The following is an 18,602-nucleotide window of genomic DNA, read 5'->3' on the forward strand; positions in this document are numbered from 1 at the left end:
CCCCCAGCTACCGCTGGGAGGTGCCCCCACCGCAGTGGCTCCCTCCTCGGCCTTGCGATGCACGGCACCAGACGCCTCGGGCTGATCCGACCTGATCCGAAAGACAGGCCCTAGCCAGCCGGCCCCCGGCGATACGCTGCACCGGGCGCTACTGCGTGTACGTCTCCACCAGGGGTGGGTGGTCGTGCCAGGTGCAGAAGACGGAGACCTCGTGGCCGTCGCGGGTGAAGGCGACGCGGATCCAGGTGGGTTGTTTCCATACCTGCATGCGCCAGCCGTCCGCGGGCGTGGCGCTGACCAGGCGGGCCGAGCGGGCGCCGAGGTCGAAGGCGACCCGGCCGCCGTCCACCGTGTAGCTCTTGACGGTGCCCGCGTCCGCGTCCGCGTCGGTGCCGGTGTCCGGGGGGACGTCCCGCTCGGTGCGGCCGTCGGAACCCTTCGACGGCGCCGGGGACGCCGGACGGGTCGCGGGCGGTGAGGTCCGCGGCGCGGGCGCCGAGGGCGAGGGCGGTGGAGCGGGCCGGTACGTCGAGGACGACAGGGTCTGCGCGGTGAGCGGGAGCGCGCGCGGCGGGTCGTAGGCGGTGCCGGCCATGACCGTGTGCACGCCCCACCACGACAGCGTGACCGACGCACCGGTGGCGAGCGTCCAGGCCGCCCCATGAACAAGTCCTCTGCGCATCACGGCACATACTGCACCACTCGCCCCAGAGCCGTCCCGACACCCCCGAGGGTCCCCCGGATGGCGTACGGTGCGGGCCATGGCAAGTGTGCTCGTGGTCGAGGACGACCAGTTCGTACGTTCCGCCCTCATCCGGCACCTGACCGAGGCCTCCCACACCGTGCGGAGCGTCGGCACGGCCCTGGAGGCGCTGCGCGAGGTCGCGCACCTCCGCTTCGACGTGGTGATCCTGGACCTCGGGCTGCCCGACCTGGACGGGGCCGAGGCGCTGAAGATGCTGCGCGGCATCACCGACGTACCTGTGATCATCGCCACCGCCCGGGACGACGAGGCCGAGATCGTCCGGCTGCTCAACGACGGCGCGGACGACTACCTGACCAAGCCCTTCTCGGTGGAGCACCTGTCGGCCCGGATGGCCGCGGTGCTGCGCCGGGCCCGGGTGCCGGCCGGCGCCGAGCCGCCCTCGCGGGTGCTGCGGGTGGGCGGGCTGGCCATCGACCCGCTGCGCCGCTCGGCCGAGCTGGACGGCGCGGTACTGGACCTCACCCGGCGGGAGTTCGACCTGCTGGCCTTCCTCGCCGGGCGGCCGGGGGTGGTGGTGGCCCGCCGGGAGCTGCTGGCCGAGGTGTGGCAGCAGTCGTACGGGGACGACCAGACCATCGACGTCCACCTGTCCTGGCTGCGCCGCAAGCTGGGCGAGACCGCCGCCAAGCCGCGGTACCTGCACACGCTGCGGGGGGTCGGGGTCAAGCTGGAGCCGCCGCGGTGAGCGGGGGGCGTCCCGGCCGGGGTGTGCGGGTCCCCCGCCCCTTGACCGGCCGTGGCTGTCAGGCCCTGCGGCAGGCCCACCCCGGTGGCTTCGCGGCTTCGCCGTGGCCTTCGGCCACCACCGGCCCGGGCCTGCCTCCGAGCCAGCCTGCCACGGCCGGTCAAGGGGCTCCCCCGCACACCCCGGCCGAGGGTCCGCGCCGATGAGGTGGGCCCTGGTCAAGGTGTGTCTGGCGGTCACCACGATGGTGGTGGTCGCCTTCGCCGTGCCGCTGGGGATGGTCGTCCAGGAGATGGCCCGGGACCGGGCGATCTCCAACGCCGAACGCCAGGCCGCCGCCATCGGCCCGACCCTCTCCATCACCACCGACCGCCGCCAGCTGGTCAAGGCCGTCGCCTCCACGCAGATGGGCGCCGCGAACCGGATGGCCGTCCACGTGCCCGCCGTACCGGCCGACCCCGACGCCGGGGTGGCCGGCAGCGGCCCGGTGGACATCGGCTCGGGCTGGGCGAGCGCCCGGGAGGTCGCCGACACCCGGCGGCTGGGCCGGGCCACCACCACCGGCGTGCCGGGCGGCGGTTCGGTGCTGCTGCAGCCCACGGCCATCGGCTCCGGCGGCATCGCCGTGGTGGAGATCTACGTACCGGAGGGCGAGGTCAGCAACGGCGTGACCACCGCCTGGCTGGTGCTGGCCGGGGTGGGCCTCGCGCTGGTGGTCGGCTCGGTGGCGGTGGCCGACCGGCTGGGCGTGCGGATGGTGCAGCCCGCCGAGCGGCTGGCGGACGCGGCCCAGGAGCTGGGCGAGGGCCGGCTGGGGGCCCGGGTGCCCGAGGAGGGCCCGGCGGAACTGCGCTCGGCCGCCGCCGCCTTCAACTCCATGGCCGACCAGGTGGTGCGGCTGCTCGCCAACGAACGGGAGCTGGCCGCCGACCTCTCGCACCGGCTGCGCACCCCGCTGACCGTGCTCCGGCTCAACGCCGCCTCCCTGGGCGACGGCCCGGCGGCCGAGCAGACCCGGGCCGCGGTGGCGCAGCTGGAGCGCGAGGTGGACACCATCATCCGGACCGCCCGCGAACAGCGGCCGGCCACCGGACCGGGCCGCCCCGGCGCTGGCTGCGACGCCTCCGAGGTGATCCGGGAGCGGATGGACTTCTGGTCCGCGCTGGCCGAGGACGAGGGCCGGGAGGTGCGGCTGGCCGGGGTGGACCGGGCGGTGCGGATCCCGGTGGCCCGGCCGGAGCTGGCCGCCGCGCTGGACGCCATGCTGGGCAACGTCTTCCGGCACACCCCGGAGGGCACCCCCTTCGCGGTGGACGTGCACGACGCGGGGGACGCGGTGATCGTGCTGGTCTCCGACGCGGGCCCGGGCATCGCGGACCCGGACGCCGCCCTGCGCCGCGGCAACGACGGCGCCCGGGACGGCTCGACCGGGCTGGGCCTGGACATCGTGCGCCGGGTCGCCGAGTCCACCGGCGGCGACCTGCGGATCGGCGCCTCGGTGCTGGGCGGTACGGAGGTCAGGGTGTGGATCGGCACCGGAGGCCGGGACGGGTCCCCGGCCCGCGGCCGACGGGGCCACCGCGGCCGGGTCCGGCGCGGTGCCGGCGGCGGTCGCCGGGCCTCGGCCTGAGGCCGCGTACCTGGGCCTGAGCAGGGGAAACAGCCCCGGGCCGGTGGCGCGCCTCAGGTCGCGTTTGTCCGACTTTCGGTAGCGTCCGGGCCCATGGACACCCTGATCTTCGGCGGCATCCTCGCCACCTTGCTGGCCATGTACCGGCAGTCGTCCCGGATGGTGGTGCTCGGGGCGTGGTTCGTCATGCTGGTCGCCGTCATCCTGCTGATGGCCCACCACATCACCAGCAGCCTCGCCCTCGACCTGAGCTACTGACCCATGGCCGCGATGAGCAGCATCCTCCCCGAGGCCGCGCCGGTGGACGGCGGTCTCCTGGGCAAGGTCCAGTACTGGTTCGCGTGCTTCTTCACCGTCGGCTGGACGGGTGTGGTCTGCGGCGGGCTCTACTACCAGTTCGTGGAGTGGGAGTACCCGTGTCCGCTGTGCATCGTGCAGCGGATGTTCATGCTGCTGGCGGCGATCGGCTCCGGGGTGATCGTGCGGCGCGGCATCGGCGGGCTGATCGGCGGCCGGGACTACATGATGGGCTGGGGGCTGGCCCTGGTCGCCGTGATCGGCGGGTCCTTCTGCTCCTGGCGGCAGACGATGCTGCACATCCTGCCGGGTGACAAGGGGTACGGCAGCGAGGTGTTCGGCCTGCACCTCTACGTCTGGGCGTGGATCCTCTTCCAGGCCTCGGTGGTGGCGATCGGGCTGGTGATGGCGCTGGCCCACTCGACGTCCGACCGGTCGGTACCGCAGGACGGCCCCTACCGGGCCGTCGGGCAGGTGGCGCTGGGCTTCCTCGGGCTGGTGATCGCGGTGAACCTGGTCGCGGTCTTCTTCGAGGAGGGCTTCCACTGGTTCCTGCCGGACGACCCGGTCCGCTACCAACTGCCGTACGACCTCGGCATCCTGGGCTGACCGGGGCCCGGACGGCCGGCGCCCGGACGGCGGCGGCCGCGTCGCCGCCCCCGCCGGGCCGCCGGCTCAGGAGCGCTGGGAACCGAGCCCTCCGGGGGCGGGCTCGCGCAGGAGGCCGCCGGCGCGGAGGGCCACCAGTGCCGAGGCGGCCATCGCGGCGCAGGCCAGGGCGAAGGCGGCGCGGGGGCCGTGCGCCCCGGCCAACTGCCCGGCGGCGACGGCCGCCAGGCCCTGGCCGACGATCAGGGCGCTGCCCAGCACGGTCATCGCCTCGGCCATCCGGGCCGCCGGGGCCACCCGCTCCACCAGCCCGAACAGGGCGATCAGGTGCGGGGCGACCGCCAGCCCGACGCCGGCCACCGCGAGGGCCGCCCAGCCCAGCCCGCCGACCGCGAGCAGCGGCAGGGTGAGCAGGGCCTGGGCGGTCACGGTCCGCCGCAGCCGCGTGACGAGCGGGGCCCGGCCGGGCCGGGCCGCCGTCGCGAAGCCGGCCGCCGAACTGGTCACCGCCATGGCGGCCCAGACCAGCCCGGCGGTACCGGGGGTGCCGAGTTCTTCCGCGAGGGCGTTGACCCCGGTGTTGGCGCCGCTCCAGGCGGCGCCCTGCAACACCCCCATCGTGCCGAGCACGACCAGCCCGGGGGTCCGCAGCCTGCCGGCCGGGCCGGTGTCCCCGGCGCCGCCGGCCCGCTGCGGACCGGGGGCGGTGGGGTGTACGGCGAACAGCACGCCGAAGACCAGGATCAGGGCCGCCGCCAGCACCAGCGCCGAGGCCGGGTGCACGGTGACGGCGAGCACCCCGGCCAGCGCCGGGCCCACCATGAAGCCCACCTCGTCCAGGGTGGTGTCGAAGGACAGGGCGGCGTCGACCAGGCCCCGGTCCGGGCCGGCCAGCCGCACCCACCGGGTCCGGGCCAGCGGGCCGATCTGCGGGACGGTGAGCCCGGCGAGGGCCGCCAGGCCGGCCGAGGCGGCCGGCGGCAGTCCGCCGAGCACCGCCGCCACCAGGGCCGCCAGGGCGGCCGCGTTGGTGGCGCAGGCGGCCAGCAGCACCGGCCGGTGCCCCCGCCGGTCGGCGAGCCGGCCGACGACCGGACCGCCGAGTGCCTGGCCCAGCCACAGAGCCCCGGCGACGGTGCCGGCGGCCCCGATGCCGGTGCGTTCGTTGACCAGCAGCAGGGTGCCGATGGGGCACAGCGCGGCGGGCAGCCGGGCGAGGAAGGCCAGGACGGGCAACAGGGGCCCGCCCAGCCGGAACACCCCGCCCAGGCCGGCGGCTCCGGGGGCGGGCGCGGCTGCGTCGGTTGTGGTGGTGTGCGGCGCGGCGGCCTGCGGTGCGGGGGATTCGGGTGCGGTGGGTTCGCGCATGACGGGACAGCCTCCATCCGCACGCCGACCCTCCCGTGTCTCCGGCGCGCTGTGGAGCCCGTTGCGCCGACCGTAGCCCGGGGTCCGCACGCGCGGCAGAGGTCGGGGCGGTTCCGGTTTCCGGCCCCGGGCCTGCCCGCCGGTGGGCGCCGGGGCGCGCGACCTCGGGGGCGTGTGCGCCGTGCGGGGAGCCGGCCCCGTGCGCTCGTGAATTGGTTGGCGCGGAAGGGCTGAAATCCGACTGCCAGGGGCAGAGCGGACACCCCTAGGGTCGGTGGGGCCCACGGCACAGGTGTCACGCAAACCCACCCACAGAGGGGAAGTGCGTACGTGCGCAGGCTCCGAACCGTCCTCCTTCCACTGGCCGCAGCCGCCCTGCTCGCCCTGACCGGCGCGGCCTCCGCCGGGGCGAGCGCCCCGGCGGACGTCCGTTCCGACACCGCCACCACCGCCCACTCCGTACCCGACACCGGAGCGGCCCTGGCCGCCTACTGGACCCCCGAGCGGATGCGCGACGCGATCCCGCTCGACCGGCTCTCCGACCGCCCGGACCCCGGCGCCCGGTCGGCCGGGCCCACCGGGCGCCCCGGCAGCACCCCGGCCGCCCGGCCCGCCGCCGCGGCCCCGCGCTCGATCCTGGTCAACGAGTCCGCCGCGGTGGGCAAGGTCTTCTTCCGGGACCCCAGCGACGGCCTGAACTACGTCTGCTCCGCCAGCGCCCTGAACAGCGACTCCAAGCAGCTGCTGATCACCGCGGGCCACTGCGTCCACGAAGGCCGCGGCGGCACCTGGATGCAGAACTGGACCTACGTCCCCCGCTACCGCTCCGGCGCCCGCCCGCTCGGCACCTTCGCCGCCAAGCAGTTCCGCGCCTTCAACTCGTGGATGAGCGACAGCGACCTGAACCGCGACGTGGCGATGGTGACCACCTGGCCGCTGAACGGCAACAAGGTCGTCAACGTCACCGGCGGCCACGGCCTGAGCTGGAACTACTCCCGCAACCAGGCCGTGACCGTGCTCGGTTACCCGGGCAACAACGCCGGCGGCGAGATCCAGTGGTGGTGCCAGGGCACCACCCAGCAGGTCTCCGTCTTCGACGGCAAGATCCAGATCAAGTGCAACTTCGGCGGCGGCTCCAGTGGCGGACCCTGGCTGCGCGAGTACAACGACGCCAACGGCCTCGGCGCGGTCAACGGCGTGACCAGCACGGTCAATTCCGACGGCTGGAACAAGAGCTCGTACTTCGACGACGCCGTCAAGGGCATGCTCGACGCCCAGGGCGGCGTCACCTGACCACCGCCCCTCAGCCCGTGCGCCCCCCGTCCTCCCGCTCCCGCTCCGGGGGCGGGAGGACGCCCGTCCGGGCCAGCCGGGCGTACCAGCGGGCGCTGGACTTCGGAGTGCGCCGCTGGGTGGCGTAGTCCACGTGGTACAGCCCGAAGCGCTTCGCATAGCCGTAGGACCACTCGAAGTTGTCCAGCAGGGACCACAGGTAGTACCCGGTCACCGGGGCCCCGTCGCCGATCGCCCGGGCCAGCTCCGCCAGGTGCCCGTGCAGGTAGCGGATCCGCTCCGGGTCGTGCACCTCGCCGCCGGGGCCGACGGCGTCCTCGTACGCGGCGCCGTTCTCGGTGACCATCAGCGGCAGCCCCGGCGCCTCCCGGGCGCAGCGCATCAGCAGGTCGTACAGGCCGCTCGGGTCCACCGACCAGCCCATCGCGGTGCGTTCGCCCGGCGGCTGGTGGAAGGAGACCCCCTCGGCCGCGGGCCAGGGCGAGTGCGCCGAGGAGCCGTGGCCGTCCGAGCGGACCGCCGGGCCGGCCGCCGCCGAGACCAGCGCCGGGGTGTAGTAGTTGACGCCCAGGAAGTCGAGGCCCGGCGCCCGGACCGTGGCCTCGTCCCCGGGCCGGACGAACGACCAGTCCGTCAGCCCCGCGGTGTCCGCCCGCAGGTCGTCCGGGTACCCGCCGCCCAGCAGCGGCCCGGTGAAGATCCGGTTGGCCAGCGCGTCGATCCGGCGCGCCGCGTCCGCGTCGGCCGCCGAGCCGGTCAGCGGGCGCACCACGCTCGGGTTGAGCGCGATCCCGATCCGGGCCCCTGCGGGCAGCGCCTCGCGCAGCGCCCCGGCGGCCAGCCCGTGCGCCAGGTTGAGGTGGTGGGCCGCCCGCAGCGCCGCCACCGGGTCCGTGCGGCCGGGCGCGTGCACCCCCGAGGCGTACCCGAGGAAGGCCACGCACCAGGGCTCGTTGAGGGTGGTCCACAGCTCCACCCGGTCGCCCAGCACCTTCGCCACCCGGCCCGCGTGCTCGGCGAAGGCGTACGCCGTCTCCCGGGCCGGCCAGCCGCCCGCGTCCTCGGCCTCCTGGGGGAGGTCCCAGTGGTACAGCGTCACGTGCGGGGCCGTGCCCTGCGCCAGCAGCCCGTCCACCAGCCGGTCGTAGAAGCCCAGGCCGCGCTCCGTGGCCGCGCGCGGCCAGGAGACCGAGAAGCGGTACGCGTCCACCCCCAGCTCGGCCAGCAGCCCCAGGTCGGAGCGCCACCGGTGGTAGTGGTCCACCGCCACGTCCCCGGTGTCCCCACCGGCCACCTTCCCGGGGGTCCGGCAGAAGGTGTCCCAGACCGACGGTGCCCGCCCGTCCTCGTGGACCGCGCCCTCGATCTGGTACGCCGCCGTGGCCGCCCCCCACCGGAACCCCGCCGGGAACCGCACCGGGTCGTTCACCTGAGTCATCCCTTCACCGCTCCCTGCATGATCCCGCCGACGATCTGCCGGCCGAAGAGGACGAAGACGAGTAGCAGCGGCAGGGTGCCGAGGAGGGCGCCCGCCATGATCACCGACTGGTCGGGGATGAAGCCCCGGCCCAGGCCCGTCAGGGCCACCTGCACGGTGGGGCTGCCCTGCTGGGTCAGCGCGATCACCGGCCAGAAGAAGTCGTTCCAGGCCATCACGAAGGTCAGCATCCCGAGCACCGCCATCGCCGGCCGGGCCGCCGGGAAGACCACGTGCCACACCAGCCGCAGGGCCCCCGCGCCGTCCACCCGGGCCGCCTCGATCAGCTCCCCGGGCAGGGCCTCCATCAGGTACTGCCGCATGAAGAACACCCCGAAGGCCGAGACCAGCGTCGGCAGCACCACCGCCTGGAGGTGGTCCGTCCACTGGAGCCGGGCGATCAGCATGTACAGCGGTACGACGCTCAGCTGGGGCGGCACCATCATCGTGCCGATCACCAGCAGCAGGAGCGGCCCGCGGCCCCGGAAGCGCAGCTTGGCGAAGGCGAAGCCGGCCAGGGTCGAGAAGAGCACCGTGCCGGCCGCCACCGATCCGGCCACCACGGTGGTGTTGAGCAGGGCCGTGCCCATGTTCGCCTCGTGCCAGGCCACCGACAGGTTGCCCCACAGGTTGCTCCCGAACCAGAACGGCGGCGGGGTCTGGGCCAGCCGGGTGTTGTCCCGGGAGGCCGCCACCGCCGTCCACACCAGCGGGAAGAGCGATCCGAGCGCGAACAGCGCCAGCACGGCGTACGTCAGCTTCCCCGGCCGGCGCTCCGCCCCGGTCCCGCGCGCGCTCATCGGGCCGCCCCCTCGCCGCGCCGCAGCCACCGCGCCAGCGCCCAGTTCACCGCGCCGACCAGCAGCAGGATCAGGAACATCGCCCAGGCGATCGCCGAGGCCCGGCCCAGGTGCAGGTTCACCCAGCCCTGCTCGTACAGGTACAGCCCGAGGGTCTGGAACTGGTGGTCCGCCCCGCCGGTGGCCCCCGCGCTGCCGTTGAAGAGCAGGGGCTCCCCGAAGAGCTGGGTGGCGCCGATCGTGGAGACCACGCAGGTGAACAGGATCGTGTGGCGCAGCCCGGGCAGCGTCACGTGCCGGAACTGCTGCCAGCGCGAGGCCCCGTCCAGCTCCGCCGACTCGTACAGCTCGGCCGGCACCGACTGCATGGCCGCCAGGTAGATCAGGGCGTTGTAGCCGGTCCACCGCCAGATCACGATCGTGGAGACCGCCGCCTGGGAGGCGAGGGTGCCGTTCTGCCAGTCCACCGGGCCGATCCCGAGGGCCCCCAGCGCCCAGTTGACCATCCCGTAGTCCCGCCCGAAGAGCAGCACGAAGACCAGCGTGGCCGCCGCGACCGAGGTGGCGTACGGGGTGAGCACCGCGACCCGGAAGAAGGCCGAGCCGCGCAGCCGGTGGCTGAGCAGGTGCGCGATCCACAGGGCGACGAGCAGCTGCGGCACGGTCGACAGCAGCCCGATGGTGACGGTGTTGCGCAGCGCGTTCCAGAAGAACGCGTCGTCCCACAGCCGGGTGAAGTTCCGCAGCCCCACCCACGTCATCGTCGACGGGTCGGTGAGCTCCACCTGGTGCAGCGCCGCCCAGCCGGTGTAGAGCAGCGGGAAGAGCCCGAAGGCCGCGAAGAAGAGGAAGAACGGCGCGAGGTAGCCGTACGGGGCCCAGCGCCCGGCCCCGCGCACCCGGCCGGGCGCCCGCCGCCCGGCCGCGGGCCGGGAGGCGAGCGCGGGCCGCTGCGCCGTGGACGGTGCGCTCACTGGTCGAGGGCGTTGTCGATGGCGGCCACCGCCGCCCGCCAGCCCTGGTCGGCGCTCCGGCCCTTCTGGTCGATCTGGAGCATCCCGACGTCGGCCAGGTTCTGGGCGATGACCAGGTCCTTCGGGCCCACCACCGTCACCGGGATGCCCTCCGCCGCCTTCGCGAAGATCTCCCCGATGGGCGCGTCACCGAAGTACGGGTGCTTCGCCCCGGCCACCGCCGGCAGCGCGTAGGCGGCCTTGGCGCTGGGGAAGCTGCCGCGCTTGGCGAAGAGGACGGCCTGCTGCGCGGGCGCGGTCAGCCAGGCCGCGAGCTTCGCCGCCTCCTCGGCGTGCTTGCCGGCCTTGGGCACGACCAGGAAGGAGCCGCCCCAGTTGCTGGGCAGCGGGGCCGCCGCCACGTCCCACTTGTCCTTGCCGGCCGGACCGGCCTTGTCCTGGATGTAGCCGAGCATCCAGGCCGGGCAGGAGACGGTGGCGAAGGAGCCGTTGGAGAAGCCCTGGTCCCAGTTCGGGGTGAACTGCTGGAGCCGGGCGCTGAGCCCCCCGGTCGCGAAGGACGCGGCCAGGTCGAAGGCGCCCCGGACGGCCGGGTTGGTCTTGTAGACGACCTTGCCCGCGTCGTCGTAGTAGCGCCGGGCGCTGGAGCCGGTGACGGCCGCCATCACCCCGGAGGCCGAGTCCACGAACGCCTTCCCGGCCGGCGCCTTGGCCTTGTAGCGCTCGCCGGCCGCGCGGTACTTCGCCCAGTCGCCGGCCCACAGCGCGCCCACCGCGGCCCGGTCGGTGGGCAGCCCGGCCGCCGCGAACAGGTCCTTGCGGTAGCAGATGCCCTGGGGGCCGATGTCGGTGCCCAGCCCCACCGTGCGGCCGTCCGCGGTGCTGCCCTGGGCCCACTTCCACGGCAGGAAGGCGGCCCGGTCCACGCCCGGGGTCCGGCCCAGGTCGACCAGCTTGTCGGCCTGGGTGGCGGTGATCTCGGCGATGTTGTTGACCTCGACGGCCTGGATGTCGGCCAGGCCGCTGCCGGTCCCCAGGTGGGTGAGGAGCTGGGGGTAGTAGTTCTCGTTGCGCTCGATCGAGGTCTGCTTGATCACCACGTCCGGGTGCTGGGCCGAGTAGGTGTCGTAGAGCCCGGCCTCCTGGAGGCCGAAGGCCCCGAAGACGCCGACCGTGATCGTGGTCCTGCCCTTGGCCCCGCCGTTGCCGGAGCCGCGGGCGGAGCCGCCGTCCTCGGCGCAGCCGGCCGTCAGCAGGGCGGTCCCCAGCAGGGCGGCGATGAGGGCGGTTCTCGTTCTGGAGCGCATGCGTTTCCTCCCTGAGCGATGTGTGCCACAGTGTGGGAGCGCTCCCACGGGGCGTCAAGGGGTCCCGCACGGACCTCCTCGACCGGTTGTTCGGGGCTGGGGGACTAGATTTCCCCTCAGGGAGGCAGCCATGAACGTTCAGGGGCGCAGCGGGGGACGGCCGACCCTCGAGGAGGTCGCCGCGCGGGCCGGAGTGGGCCGGGGCACGGTCTCCCGCGTGGTCAACGGCTCCTCGAAGGTCAGCGACGCCACCCGTGCGGCGGTGGAGGCCGCCGTGGCCGAGCTGGGGTACGTACCCAACCGCGCGGCCCGCGCCCTGGCCGCCAACCGCACGGATGCCATCGCGCTGGTGGTCCCCGAGCCGGAGTCCCGCTTCTTCGCCGAGCCGTACTTCTCCGAGGTGCTGCGCGGGGTCGGCGCCGCCCTCGCCGAGACCGAGCTCCAGCTGCTGCTCACCTTCGCCGGCAGCGACCGCGAGCGCCGCCGGCTGGCCCAGTACCTCGCCGCGCACCGGGTGGACGGGGTCCTGCTGGTCTCCGTGCACGCCGACGACCCGCTGCCCGACCTGCTGGCCGAGCTGGGCATCCCCGCGGTGGTCAGCGGCCGGCGGTCCGCGGCCGAGCCGCTGGCCAGCGTGGACTCCGACAACACCGCGGGCGCCACCGAGGCGGTCCGGCACCTGCTGGCCCGCGGCCGCCGCCGGATAGCCACCATCACCGGCCGGCTGGACGTGTACGGCGCCCAGTGCCGGCTGGCCGGCTACCGGGGGGCCCTGGCGGCCGCCGGGCTGCCCCCGGACGAGCTGCTGGTGTGCGAGGGGGACTTCACCGAGGACGGCGGCCGGCGGGCGATGGCCGAGCTGCTGGCGCGCCGGCCGGACCTGGACGCCGTCTTCGCCGCCTCGGACGTGATGGCCGCCGGCGCCCGGCAGGAGCTGCGGGCGGCCGGCCGCCGGATACCCGAGGACGTGGCGCTGGTGGGCTTCGACGACTCGGTGGTGGCCCGGCACATGGAACCGCCGCTGACCAGCGTCCGGCAGCCGATCGAGGAGATGGGCCGGGCCATGGCGCGGCTGCTCCTCGAGCAGATCGCGGGGGGGCCGGCGGCGGACCGGCCCAGGGTCGTGCTCCCGACGGAGCTGGTGGTCCGGGCCTCGTCCTGAGCGGGTGGCGGAACGCCGAAGGCCCCGGTGCGCTCGCGCGCTCCGGGGCCTTCGTACCAGGGTGAGTGACGGGACTTGAACCCGCGGCCACCTGGACCACAACCAGGTGCTCTACCAACTGAGCTACACCCACCATGCCCGGTCGGAAATCCGACCGGCCGAGGAAAAGAGTACAGGGTCGGAGGGGGTGCTCGCGCCCTCGTTTCCGCCGCCCGGAGGCGGCGGGCCCCGCGGCGGGCGCTCCCCGGATCCCCGGGGGCGCCCGTGCCGCGGCCGGCCGGTCCTACTCGGTGGGCAGGACGTGCCTGGCCGCGATGGACTTCGCGGTGTCCGAGTCCGGCCCCGGCTGCGGGACGAAGACCGCCTCGCGGTAGTACCGCAGCTCGGCGATGGACTCCTTGATGTCCGCGAGCGCCCGGTGGTTGCCGTTCTTCGGCGGGCTGTTGAAGTAGGCGCGCGGGTACCAGCGGCGGGCCAGCTCCTTGACCGAGGACACGTCCACGATCCGGTAGTGCAGGTGGCCCTCCAGCGCGGGCATGTCGCGCAGCAGGAAGCCCCGGTCGGTGCCGACCGAGTTCCCGCACAGCGGCGCCTTGCGCGGCTCCTTGACGTGCTCGCGTACGTACGCCAGGACCTGGGCCTCGGCGTCGGCGAGGGTGGTGCCCCCGGCGAGCTCGTCGAGCAGGCCGGAAGAGGTGTGCATCTCGCGCACCACGTCGGGCATGGATTCCAGTGCGGCGTCCGGCGGGCGGATCACGATGTCCACGCCGTCGCCGAGCACGTTCAGCTCCGAGTCGGTGACCAGTGCGGCCACCTCGATAAGTGCGTCGTCCGTCAGCGAGAGCCCGGTCATCTCGCAGTCGATCCACACCATGCGATCGTTCATGCACACACCTTATGGGAGGTCCCGCGGATCGTACGTGGACAGATCCGCGGGACCTCGGTTCACAAGGTGGCCCGGCCTACAGCGCGGCCCGGCCGGGCGAGTACAGCTCCGTCACCGACGGACCGCTGGCCGCCAGTGCCGCCGCCGCCCGCTGGGGCTGCGGAGTGCGCTGGTGGGGCATCGGCACCTCGGTGACCGCGGACGTGTCGGCCTGCGGCCGGCGCGCCCGGTACGCGGACCGGTAGGCGGCCGGGGAGGACCCCAGCTGCCGCCGGAAGTGCCCGCGCAGCGCCACCGGGGAGCGGAACCCGCACCGTCCGGCGACCTCGTCGACCGAGTAGTCGGAGGTCTCCAGCAGCCGCTGTGCCTGGAGCACCCGCTGGGTGATCAGCCACTGGAGCGGCGCACTGCCGGTGAGCGAGCGGAACCTCCGGTCGAAGGTCCGCCGGCTCATGTAGGCGCGGGCGGCCAGGGTCTCCACGTCGAACTGCTCGTGGAGGTGCTCCAGCGCCCAGGCCACGACCTCGGCCAGCGGGTCCGCGCCGATCTCCTCCGGCAGGGACCGGTCGAGATAGCGCTCCTGCCCGCCGGTGCGGCGGGGCGGGACGACGAGCCTGCGGGCCAGGGCCCCGGCCGCCTCGCTGCCGTGGTCGGTCCGCACTATGTGCAGACACAGGTCGATTCCGGCCGCGGTGCCCGCGGACGTGAGTACGTCGCCGTCGTCGACGAACAGCTCGCGCGGATCGACGTGGACGGACGGGTACCGCTTGGCCAGCGTCGGCGCGTACATCCAGTGCGTCGTCGCGGGCCGCCCGTCGAGCAGGCCTGCGGCGGCGAGCACGAAGGCTCCCGTGCACAGCCCGACGATCCGGGCCCCCTCCTCGTGCGCCAGACGCAGTGCGTCCAGCGCCTCCGGAGGCGGCGGTGACGTGATCGACCGCCAGGCCGGCACGACGACCGTGCCTGCCCGGGCGATCGCCTCCAGTCCGTACGGCGCGGTGAGCTCGAGGCCGCCGGTGGTACGGAGCGGCCCCTCCTCGCCCGCGCAGACGAGCAGTCGGTATCGGGGTACTCCCGCGTCCTGCCGGTCAATGCCGAACACGGAGAGTGGAATTGAACTTTCGAAGATGGGTCCGCCGCTGAACAGCAGCACCGCGACAATTTCCCTGCGGCGGCGCCCGGCGAGCTTCCGTCCCGCGTCCACGACGACGGTGGAGTCCTGGCTCATGGCGCTAAGCCCCCCTTGGGTGTCGCGACTCCTTGATCTGGTCGCACCTGCACGTTTCCCCTCGGCCTTGCACGTGATCCCCCGCCGTAAATACATGATCGAATCTACTGCGTCGCGTGATGTCGGCGTGACAAGTTCAGCACGCAGCGCTATGTCGACTTGGCAACTTGGCGAAAAGCATTCGATCAGGAAGCGTTCCACTCCGCGACCTTGGTGGGAAGCGGACCGGGGGCGGGTGGCCTGTACGCATGGGGTCCCTGGACCCCTTCGGGGGCTTCGTCCCTGGTGGTAGGGGGGTTAAGTGGACATTCCGCCAAGGGTTGTGCTCGGAAATGAAGTTGGCTGAAAACAGACCTTGGGCGGGTGTGCGAACCGGTCAGTCGTGCGGGGTGTGCCCGCCGTGCCGGCCCCGGGGCGTACCGGTGGGTACGCGGGCGGCGTTGCGCTCCGAGTGGCGCAGCAGCACCCGGCAGACCGCGGTGACCACCACCAGCCCCAGCGTGGCCACCGCGGCCCCGCCGAAGGAGGTGCCGTACACCACGAGCACCACGGGCACCAGAAGACAGCTGAAGGCGGCCCACCGTACGACATCACCGGCGGGATCCCCGGAAGGGTGAACGGGTGTCGGCGGGGCGGACTGCTGGACGGGGTGAACCGGAGGACCGGGCACGGAGGCTCCTGAGGGCTCTTCGGGGACGGTCTGACCCTTGTCCAACGCCGCGCGTGAGGTCGTGGTCACTGTCCGAGCGGGTGGCTCGTCACTGACTGTAGGGAGCAGGGGACGTTGCCAAGAGCCCCCGCCTCCGGCATGCTCCGGGGGACGCTCTCCCAAGGGGCGGACGGCCCTGTGCAGGGAATGAGTGTCGCCGTACCCTTGGGGGTATGGGCTTGGGAAGATGATTCCCGGACACAGCTTCGTCACCCTCTGTTGCCTCCACTAGGACACTCTTCGCCGAGACACCCATGGCCGGTCACGAATTCCCCGAACCCGCGAGCCGCAAGCGCAAGCAGGTCGCCGATTCCGCGGCGGACCTCCGAGCGGTCGAAGAGGCGCGCCATCCCTGCGATCCGGCCTTCCGGCACGGCGTCGTGGTGGGCTTCGACGGCTCCACCTCCAGCGAGCGCGCCCTCGCCTACGCCATCGGCATGGCCAAGCGCTCCGGCTCCGGTCTGATCATCGTCCACGTGGCGAACCGGCTGCCCACGACCGTCTGGGCGGGCTGCGAGCCCCCGGTCTTCGTCGACGTCCCCGACCACCGCACCGAAGTGCTCGGCCTGGAGCTGGCCTGTGCCGACTACCTGGCTGAGGTGCCCTGGATCCTGGTCGAGCGGGGCGGCGACATCTGCCACGAACTCGAGGAGGTCGGCCGGGAGTACTCCGCCGACGCCATCGTGGTGGGCTCCACCCACGGCATCGTCGGCCGGATCTTCGGCTCGGTGGCGGGCAGGCTGGCCAAACGCGCACAGCGACCGGTTGTTGTCATTCCGTGACCCCTGATGGGTGCATTGTTCCTTTGTGAAGGGAACATAAATGTCGCTGGGTAGCAGCAGGTCGGTAGCAGCAGACAACTGCAGATCGAAGGGAGCCCGCCGTGGACAGTGACGTCTCCGCCGGGAGCAAGGCCAGCACGTCGACCCTCGGCCACATGGCCCTGGGACTCACCCTTCTCGCGTTCGGCATCGGCAACACCGGCGTCATCGACGGCGTGTCCGTGGCCGACTCCGTCTCTCTCGCCACGTACGTCGGCGGTCTCGCCCTGTTCGTCCTGGGCATCCTCGAGTACCGCGGTGGCAACGGCTTCAACGGCACCGCCTTCGCCGGGCTCGGCGCCTTCTGGTTCACCTGGGCCAACGCCGCGGGCGGCAAGTCCTCCGCCGACGCTGCCGGAACGTTTCTGGTCCTGTTCGCCCTCGTCGCCCTGACCCTCGCGGCCGCGGCACCGGGCGGACTCTTCAGTCAGGGCTTCTACGCCCTGCAGTTCCTCTCCCTCCTCCTGCTGGCGGTCTCCGCGTTCGCGGACAGCAGCGGGCTGGCGAAGGTCGGCGGCTGGGTCGCCGCCGTCGCGGGCCTGCTCGCCTGGTACGGCGCCACGGCCGCACTCGCCAGCTGGCCCACGGCACTCGGCAAGAAGGCTTCCGGCCGCGGGGCGGTGGCAGCGAGCTGAGTCCGCAGGCCGGCCGGCCGAAGGGCCGGCGGCACGGAAAAGGGAACGGCCCCCACGGAGCCTGGTGCTCCGTGGGGGCCGTTCCTCGTCCACCGTCGCGACTACTCGACGGTGACGGACTTCGCCAGGTTGCGCGGCTTGTCGATGTCCCGGCCCAGGTGCAGGGCGGTGTGGTACGCCAGCAGCTGGAGCGGGATGCCCATCAGGATCGGGTCCAGCTCGTCCTCGTTCTTCGGGACCACGATGGTGTGGTCGGCGCGCTCCTGCTCCTGGTGCGCGACCGCGAGGATCCGGCCGCTGCGGGCCTTGATCTCCTCGAGGGCGGCGCGGTTCTTCTCCAGCAGGGAGTCGCCCGGGACGATGGCGACGGTCGGCATGGCCGGCTCGATCAGGGCCAGCGGGCCGTGCTTGAGCTCGGAGGCCGGGTACGCCTCGGCGTGGATGTAGGAGATCTCCTTCAGCTTGAGGGAGGCCTCCAGGGCGACCGGGTAGCCGCGGACCCGGCCGATGAACATCATCGACTTGGCCTCGGCGTACTCGGCGGCCAGCTTCTTGATGTCCTCCTCGCCGTCCAGGACCTCCTGGATCTGGGCGGGGAGCTTGCGCAGGCCCTCGATGATCCGCTTGCCGTCGGCCACCGACAGGTCGCGGATCCGGCCCAGGTGCAGGGCGAGCAGCGCGAAGGCCACCACCGTGTTGGTGAAGCACTTGGTGGAGACCACGCACACCTCGGGGCCGGCGTGCACGTAGACGCCGCCGTCCGCCTCGCGGGCGATCGCGGAGCCGACCACGTTGACCACGCCGAGGACGCGGGCGCCCTTGCGCTTGAGCTCCTGCACCGCGGCCAGCACGTCGTACGTCTCACCGGACTGGGAGACGGCGATGTACAGGGTGTCGGGGTCCACGACCGGGTTGCGGTAGCGGAACTCGGAGGCCGGCTCGGCGTCCGCGGGGATCCGGGCCAGGCCCTCGATCAGCGAGGCGCCGATCATGCCGGCGTGGTACGAGGTGCCGCAGCCGAGGATCTTCACGCGGCGGATGCCGCGGGCCTCGCGGGCGTCCAGGTTCAGGCCGCCCAGGTGCACGGTGGAGAACTTCTCGTCGATCCGGCCGCGCAGCACGCGGTCGACCGCGTCGGGCTGCTCGGAGATCTCCTTGTGCATGTACGTGTCGTGGCCGCCCATGTCGTACGAGGCGGCCTCCCACTCGACGGTCTCGGGGGTGGCGTTGGTGCGGGTGCCCGAGGTCGTGTAGGTGCGGAAGTCGTCGGCCTTCAGAGTGGCCATCTCGCCGTCGTCGAGGGTGACGACCTGGCGGGTGTGGGAGATCAGCGCGGCCACGTCGGAGGCGACGAACATCTCCTTCTCGCCGATGCCCAGGACCACCGGGGAGCCGTTGCGGGCCACCACGATGCGGTCGGGGAAGTCGGCGTGCATCACGGCGATGCCGTAGGTGCCGTCGATGTTCTTCAGCGCCTCGCGGACCTTCTCCTCCAGGGAGTCGGCCTGGGAGCGGGCCACCAGGTGGGTGATGACCTCGGTGTCGGTCTCCGAGGCGAAGACCACGCCGTCGGCCTCGAGCTTGACGCGCAGCTCGGCGGCGTTGTCGACGATGCCGTTGTGGACCACGGCGACCTTGTTCTCCGGGTCCAGGTGCGGGTGCGAGTTGATGTCGCTCGGCGCGCCGTGGGTGGCCCAGCGGGTGTGCGCGATGCCGGTGGTGCCCGCGAAGCGCTTGGGGACGCGGGACTCCAGCTCGCGGACGCGGCCCTTGGCCTTGACGACCTTCAGGGCCGGCGTCTTGGGGCTGTTGACGACGATGCCCGCCGAGTCGTAGCCGCGGTACTCGAGCCGCTGCAGGCCTTCGAGCAGCAGCGGAGCCACGTCACGCTTGCCGATGTATCCGACGATTCCGCACATGAAGTCTGAATCCCCTCCGTCGTTCCGGGTGTGCCC

The 18,602-nt window shown here is 73.3% G+C and carries 18 protein-coding genes and 1 tRNA gene; 8 read left to right on the forward strand and 11 right to left on the reverse strand.

What is annotated here, in order from left to right; all coding sequences use genetic code 11:
- Nucleotides 1-148: 148 nt before the first annotated feature.
- The gene (locus tag AB0O40_RS23550; protein ID WP_365045049.1) at nt 149-682 is read right to left on the reverse strand and encodes a hypothetical protein; all 534 of its coding nucleotides are present in this window, start codon (nt 680-682) and stop codon (nt 149-151) included.
- A gap of 79 nt (nt 683-761) precedes the next feature.
- On the opposite strand from AB0O40_RS23550, the gene AB0O40_RS23555 reads away from it, so the two are divergent.
- From AB0O40_RS23555 to AB0O40_RS23570, 4 genes are all read left to right on the forward strand, one after another.
- On the forward strand, nt 762-1,451 hold the full coding sequence (locus AB0O40_RS23555; protein ID WP_365045052.1) for a response regulator transcription factor: 690 nt from the start codon (nt 762-764) through the stop codon (nt 1,449-1,451).
- 202 nt (nt 1,452-1,653) lie between these two features.
- Complete coding sequence (locus AB0O40_RS23560; protein WP_365045055.1) at nt 1,654-3,081, forward strand: HAMP domain-containing sensor histidine kinase; 1,428 nt, start codon at nt 1,654-1,656, stop codon at nt 3,079-3,081.
- 93 nt (nt 3,082-3,174) lie between these two features.
- Nucleotides 3,175-3,339, forward strand: a complete 165-nt coding sequence (locus AB0O40_RS23565; protein ID WP_365045058.1) for a DUF5993 family protein — start codon at nt 3,175-3,177, stop codon at nt 3,337-3,339.
- A 12-nt stretch (nt 3,340-3,351) separates the two neighbouring features.
- Nucleotides 3,352-3,987: a disulfide bond formation protein B gene (locus AB0O40_RS23570; RefSeq protein WP_365045061.1), complete on the forward strand. Its 636-nt coding sequence runs from the start codon at nt 3,352-3,354 to the stop codon at nt 3,985-3,987.
- Between the two features lie 66 nt (nt 3,988-4,053).
- Here AB0O40_RS23570 and AB0O40_RS23575 read toward each other — a convergent pair whose 3' ends face one another.
- Complete coding sequence (locus AB0O40_RS23575) at nt 4,054-5,355, reverse strand: MFS transporter (protein ID WP_365045064.1); 1,302 nt, start codon at nt 5,353-5,355, stop codon at nt 4,054-4,056.
- A gap of 330 nt (nt 5,356-5,685) precedes the next feature.
- Here AB0O40_RS23575 and AB0O40_RS23580 point away from each other — a divergent pair, with 330 nt between their 5' ends.
- Nucleotides 5,686-6,648, forward strand: a complete 963-nt coding sequence (locus AB0O40_RS23580; RefSeq protein ID WP_365045067.1) for a trypsin-like peptidase domain-containing protein — start codon at nt 5,686-5,688, stop codon at nt 6,646-6,648.
- Between the two features lie 10 nt (nt 6,649-6,658).
- Here AB0O40_RS23580 and AB0O40_RS23585 read toward each other — a convergent pair whose 3' ends face one another.
- The 4 genes from AB0O40_RS23585 to AB0O40_RS23600 all read right to left on the reverse strand — a co-directional run bounded on the left by AB0O40_RS23585 (nt 6,659) and on the right by AB0O40_RS23600 (nt 11,206).
- Nucleotides 6,659-8,086: a GH1 family beta-glucosidase gene (locus tag AB0O40_RS23585; RefSeq protein WP_365045070.1), complete on the reverse strand. Its 1,428-nt coding sequence runs from the start codon at nt 8,084-8,086 to the stop codon at nt 6,659-6,661.
- Complete coding sequence (locus AB0O40_RS23590) at nt 8,083-8,925, reverse strand: carbohydrate ABC transporter permease (RefSeq protein ID WP_365045073.1); 843 nt, start codon at nt 8,923-8,925, stop codon at nt 8,083-8,085. Before AB0O40_RS23590 ends, AB0O40_RS23585 begins: the two co-directional genes overlap by 4 nt.
- Nucleotides 8,922-9,824 (reverse strand): sugar ABC transporter permease, encoded by a 903-nt coding sequence (locus AB0O40_RS23595; protein ID WP_365045155.1) that lies wholly within the window; start codon nt 9,822-9,824, stop codon nt 8,922-8,924. The genes AB0O40_RS23590 and AB0O40_RS23595 overlap by 4 nt, the downstream gene beginning before the upstream one ends.
- A gap of 71 nt (nt 9,825-9,895) precedes the next feature.
- The gene (locus tag AB0O40_RS23600; RefSeq protein WP_365045076.1) at nt 9,896-11,206 is read right to left on the reverse strand and encodes an ABC transporter substrate-binding protein; all 1,311 of its coding nucleotides are present in this window, start codon (nt 11,204-11,206) and stop codon (nt 9,896-9,898) included.
- Between the two features lie 130 nt (nt 11,207-11,336).
- On the opposite strand from AB0O40_RS23600, the gene AB0O40_RS23605 reads away from it, so the two are divergent.
- The gene (locus AB0O40_RS23605) at nt 11,337-12,368 is read left to right on the forward strand and encodes a LacI family DNA-binding transcriptional regulator (protein ID WP_365045079.1); all 1,032 of its coding nucleotides are present in this window, start codon (nt 11,337-11,339) and stop codon (nt 12,366-12,368) included.
- A gap of 60 nt (nt 12,369-12,428) precedes the next feature.
- Here AB0O40_RS23605 and AB0O40_RS23610 read toward each other — a convergent pair.
- From AB0O40_RS23610 to AB0O40_RS23625, 4 genes are all read right to left on the reverse strand, one after another.
- A tRNA-His gene (locus tag AB0O40_RS23610) sits at nt 12,429-12,501 on the reverse strand.
- Between the two features lie 150 nt (nt 12,502-12,651).
- Nucleotides 12,652-13,254 (reverse strand): oligoribonuclease, encoded by a 603-nt coding sequence (gene orn / locus AB0O40_RS23615; RefSeq protein ID WP_365045082.1) that lies wholly within the window; start codon nt 13,252-13,254, stop codon nt 12,652-12,654.
- Nucleotides 13,255-13,330: 76 nt separating this feature from the next.
- The gene (locus AB0O40_RS23620; protein WP_365045084.1) at nt 13,331-14,482 is read right to left on the reverse strand and encodes a helix-turn-helix domain-containing protein; all 1,152 of its coding nucleotides are present in this window, start codon (nt 14,480-14,482) and stop codon (nt 13,331-13,333) included.
- Between the two features lie 376 nt (nt 14,483-14,858).
- Nucleotides 14,859-15,152: a hypothetical protein gene (locus AB0O40_RS23625; protein ID WP_365045086.1), complete on the reverse strand. Its 294-nt coding sequence runs from the start codon at nt 15,150-15,152 to the stop codon at nt 14,859-14,861.
- Between the two features lie 293 nt (nt 15,153-15,445).
- Between AB0O40_RS23625 and AB0O40_RS23630 the strand changes: the two genes are divergently transcribed.
- Together AB0O40_RS23630 and AB0O40_RS23635 are read left to right on the forward strand one after the other, a co-directional pair.
- Nucleotides 15,446-15,973, forward strand: coding sequence for a universal stress protein (locus tag AB0O40_RS23630; protein ID WP_365045089.1), 528 nt, complete (start codon nt 15,446-15,448; stop codon nt 15,971-15,973).
- 101 nt (nt 15,974-16,074) lie between these two features.
- The gene (locus tag AB0O40_RS23635; RefSeq protein ID WP_365045092.1) at nt 16,075-16,647 is read left to right on the forward strand and encodes a GPR1/FUN34/YaaH family transporter; all 573 of its coding nucleotides are present in this window, start codon (nt 16,075-16,077) and stop codon (nt 16,645-16,647) included.
- A gap of 101 nt (nt 16,648-16,748) precedes the next feature.
- On the opposite strand, the gene glmS is transcribed toward AB0O40_RS23635, so the two are convergent.
- A complete protein-coding gene (gene glmS, locus AB0O40_RS23640; RefSeq protein WP_365045095.1) occupies nt 16,749-18,566 on the reverse strand; it encodes a glutamine--fructose-6-phosphate transaminase (isomerizing) in 1,818 nt (605 codons plus the stop codon).
- Between the last annotated feature and the right edge of the window lie 36 nt (nt 18,567-18,602).

The organism is Streptomyces sp. NPDC089919 (assembly GCF_040684615.1).
In the GTDB taxonomy this organism is placed as follows: domain Bacteria; phylum Actinomycetota; class Actinomycetes; order Streptomycetales; family Streptomycetaceae; genus Streptomyces.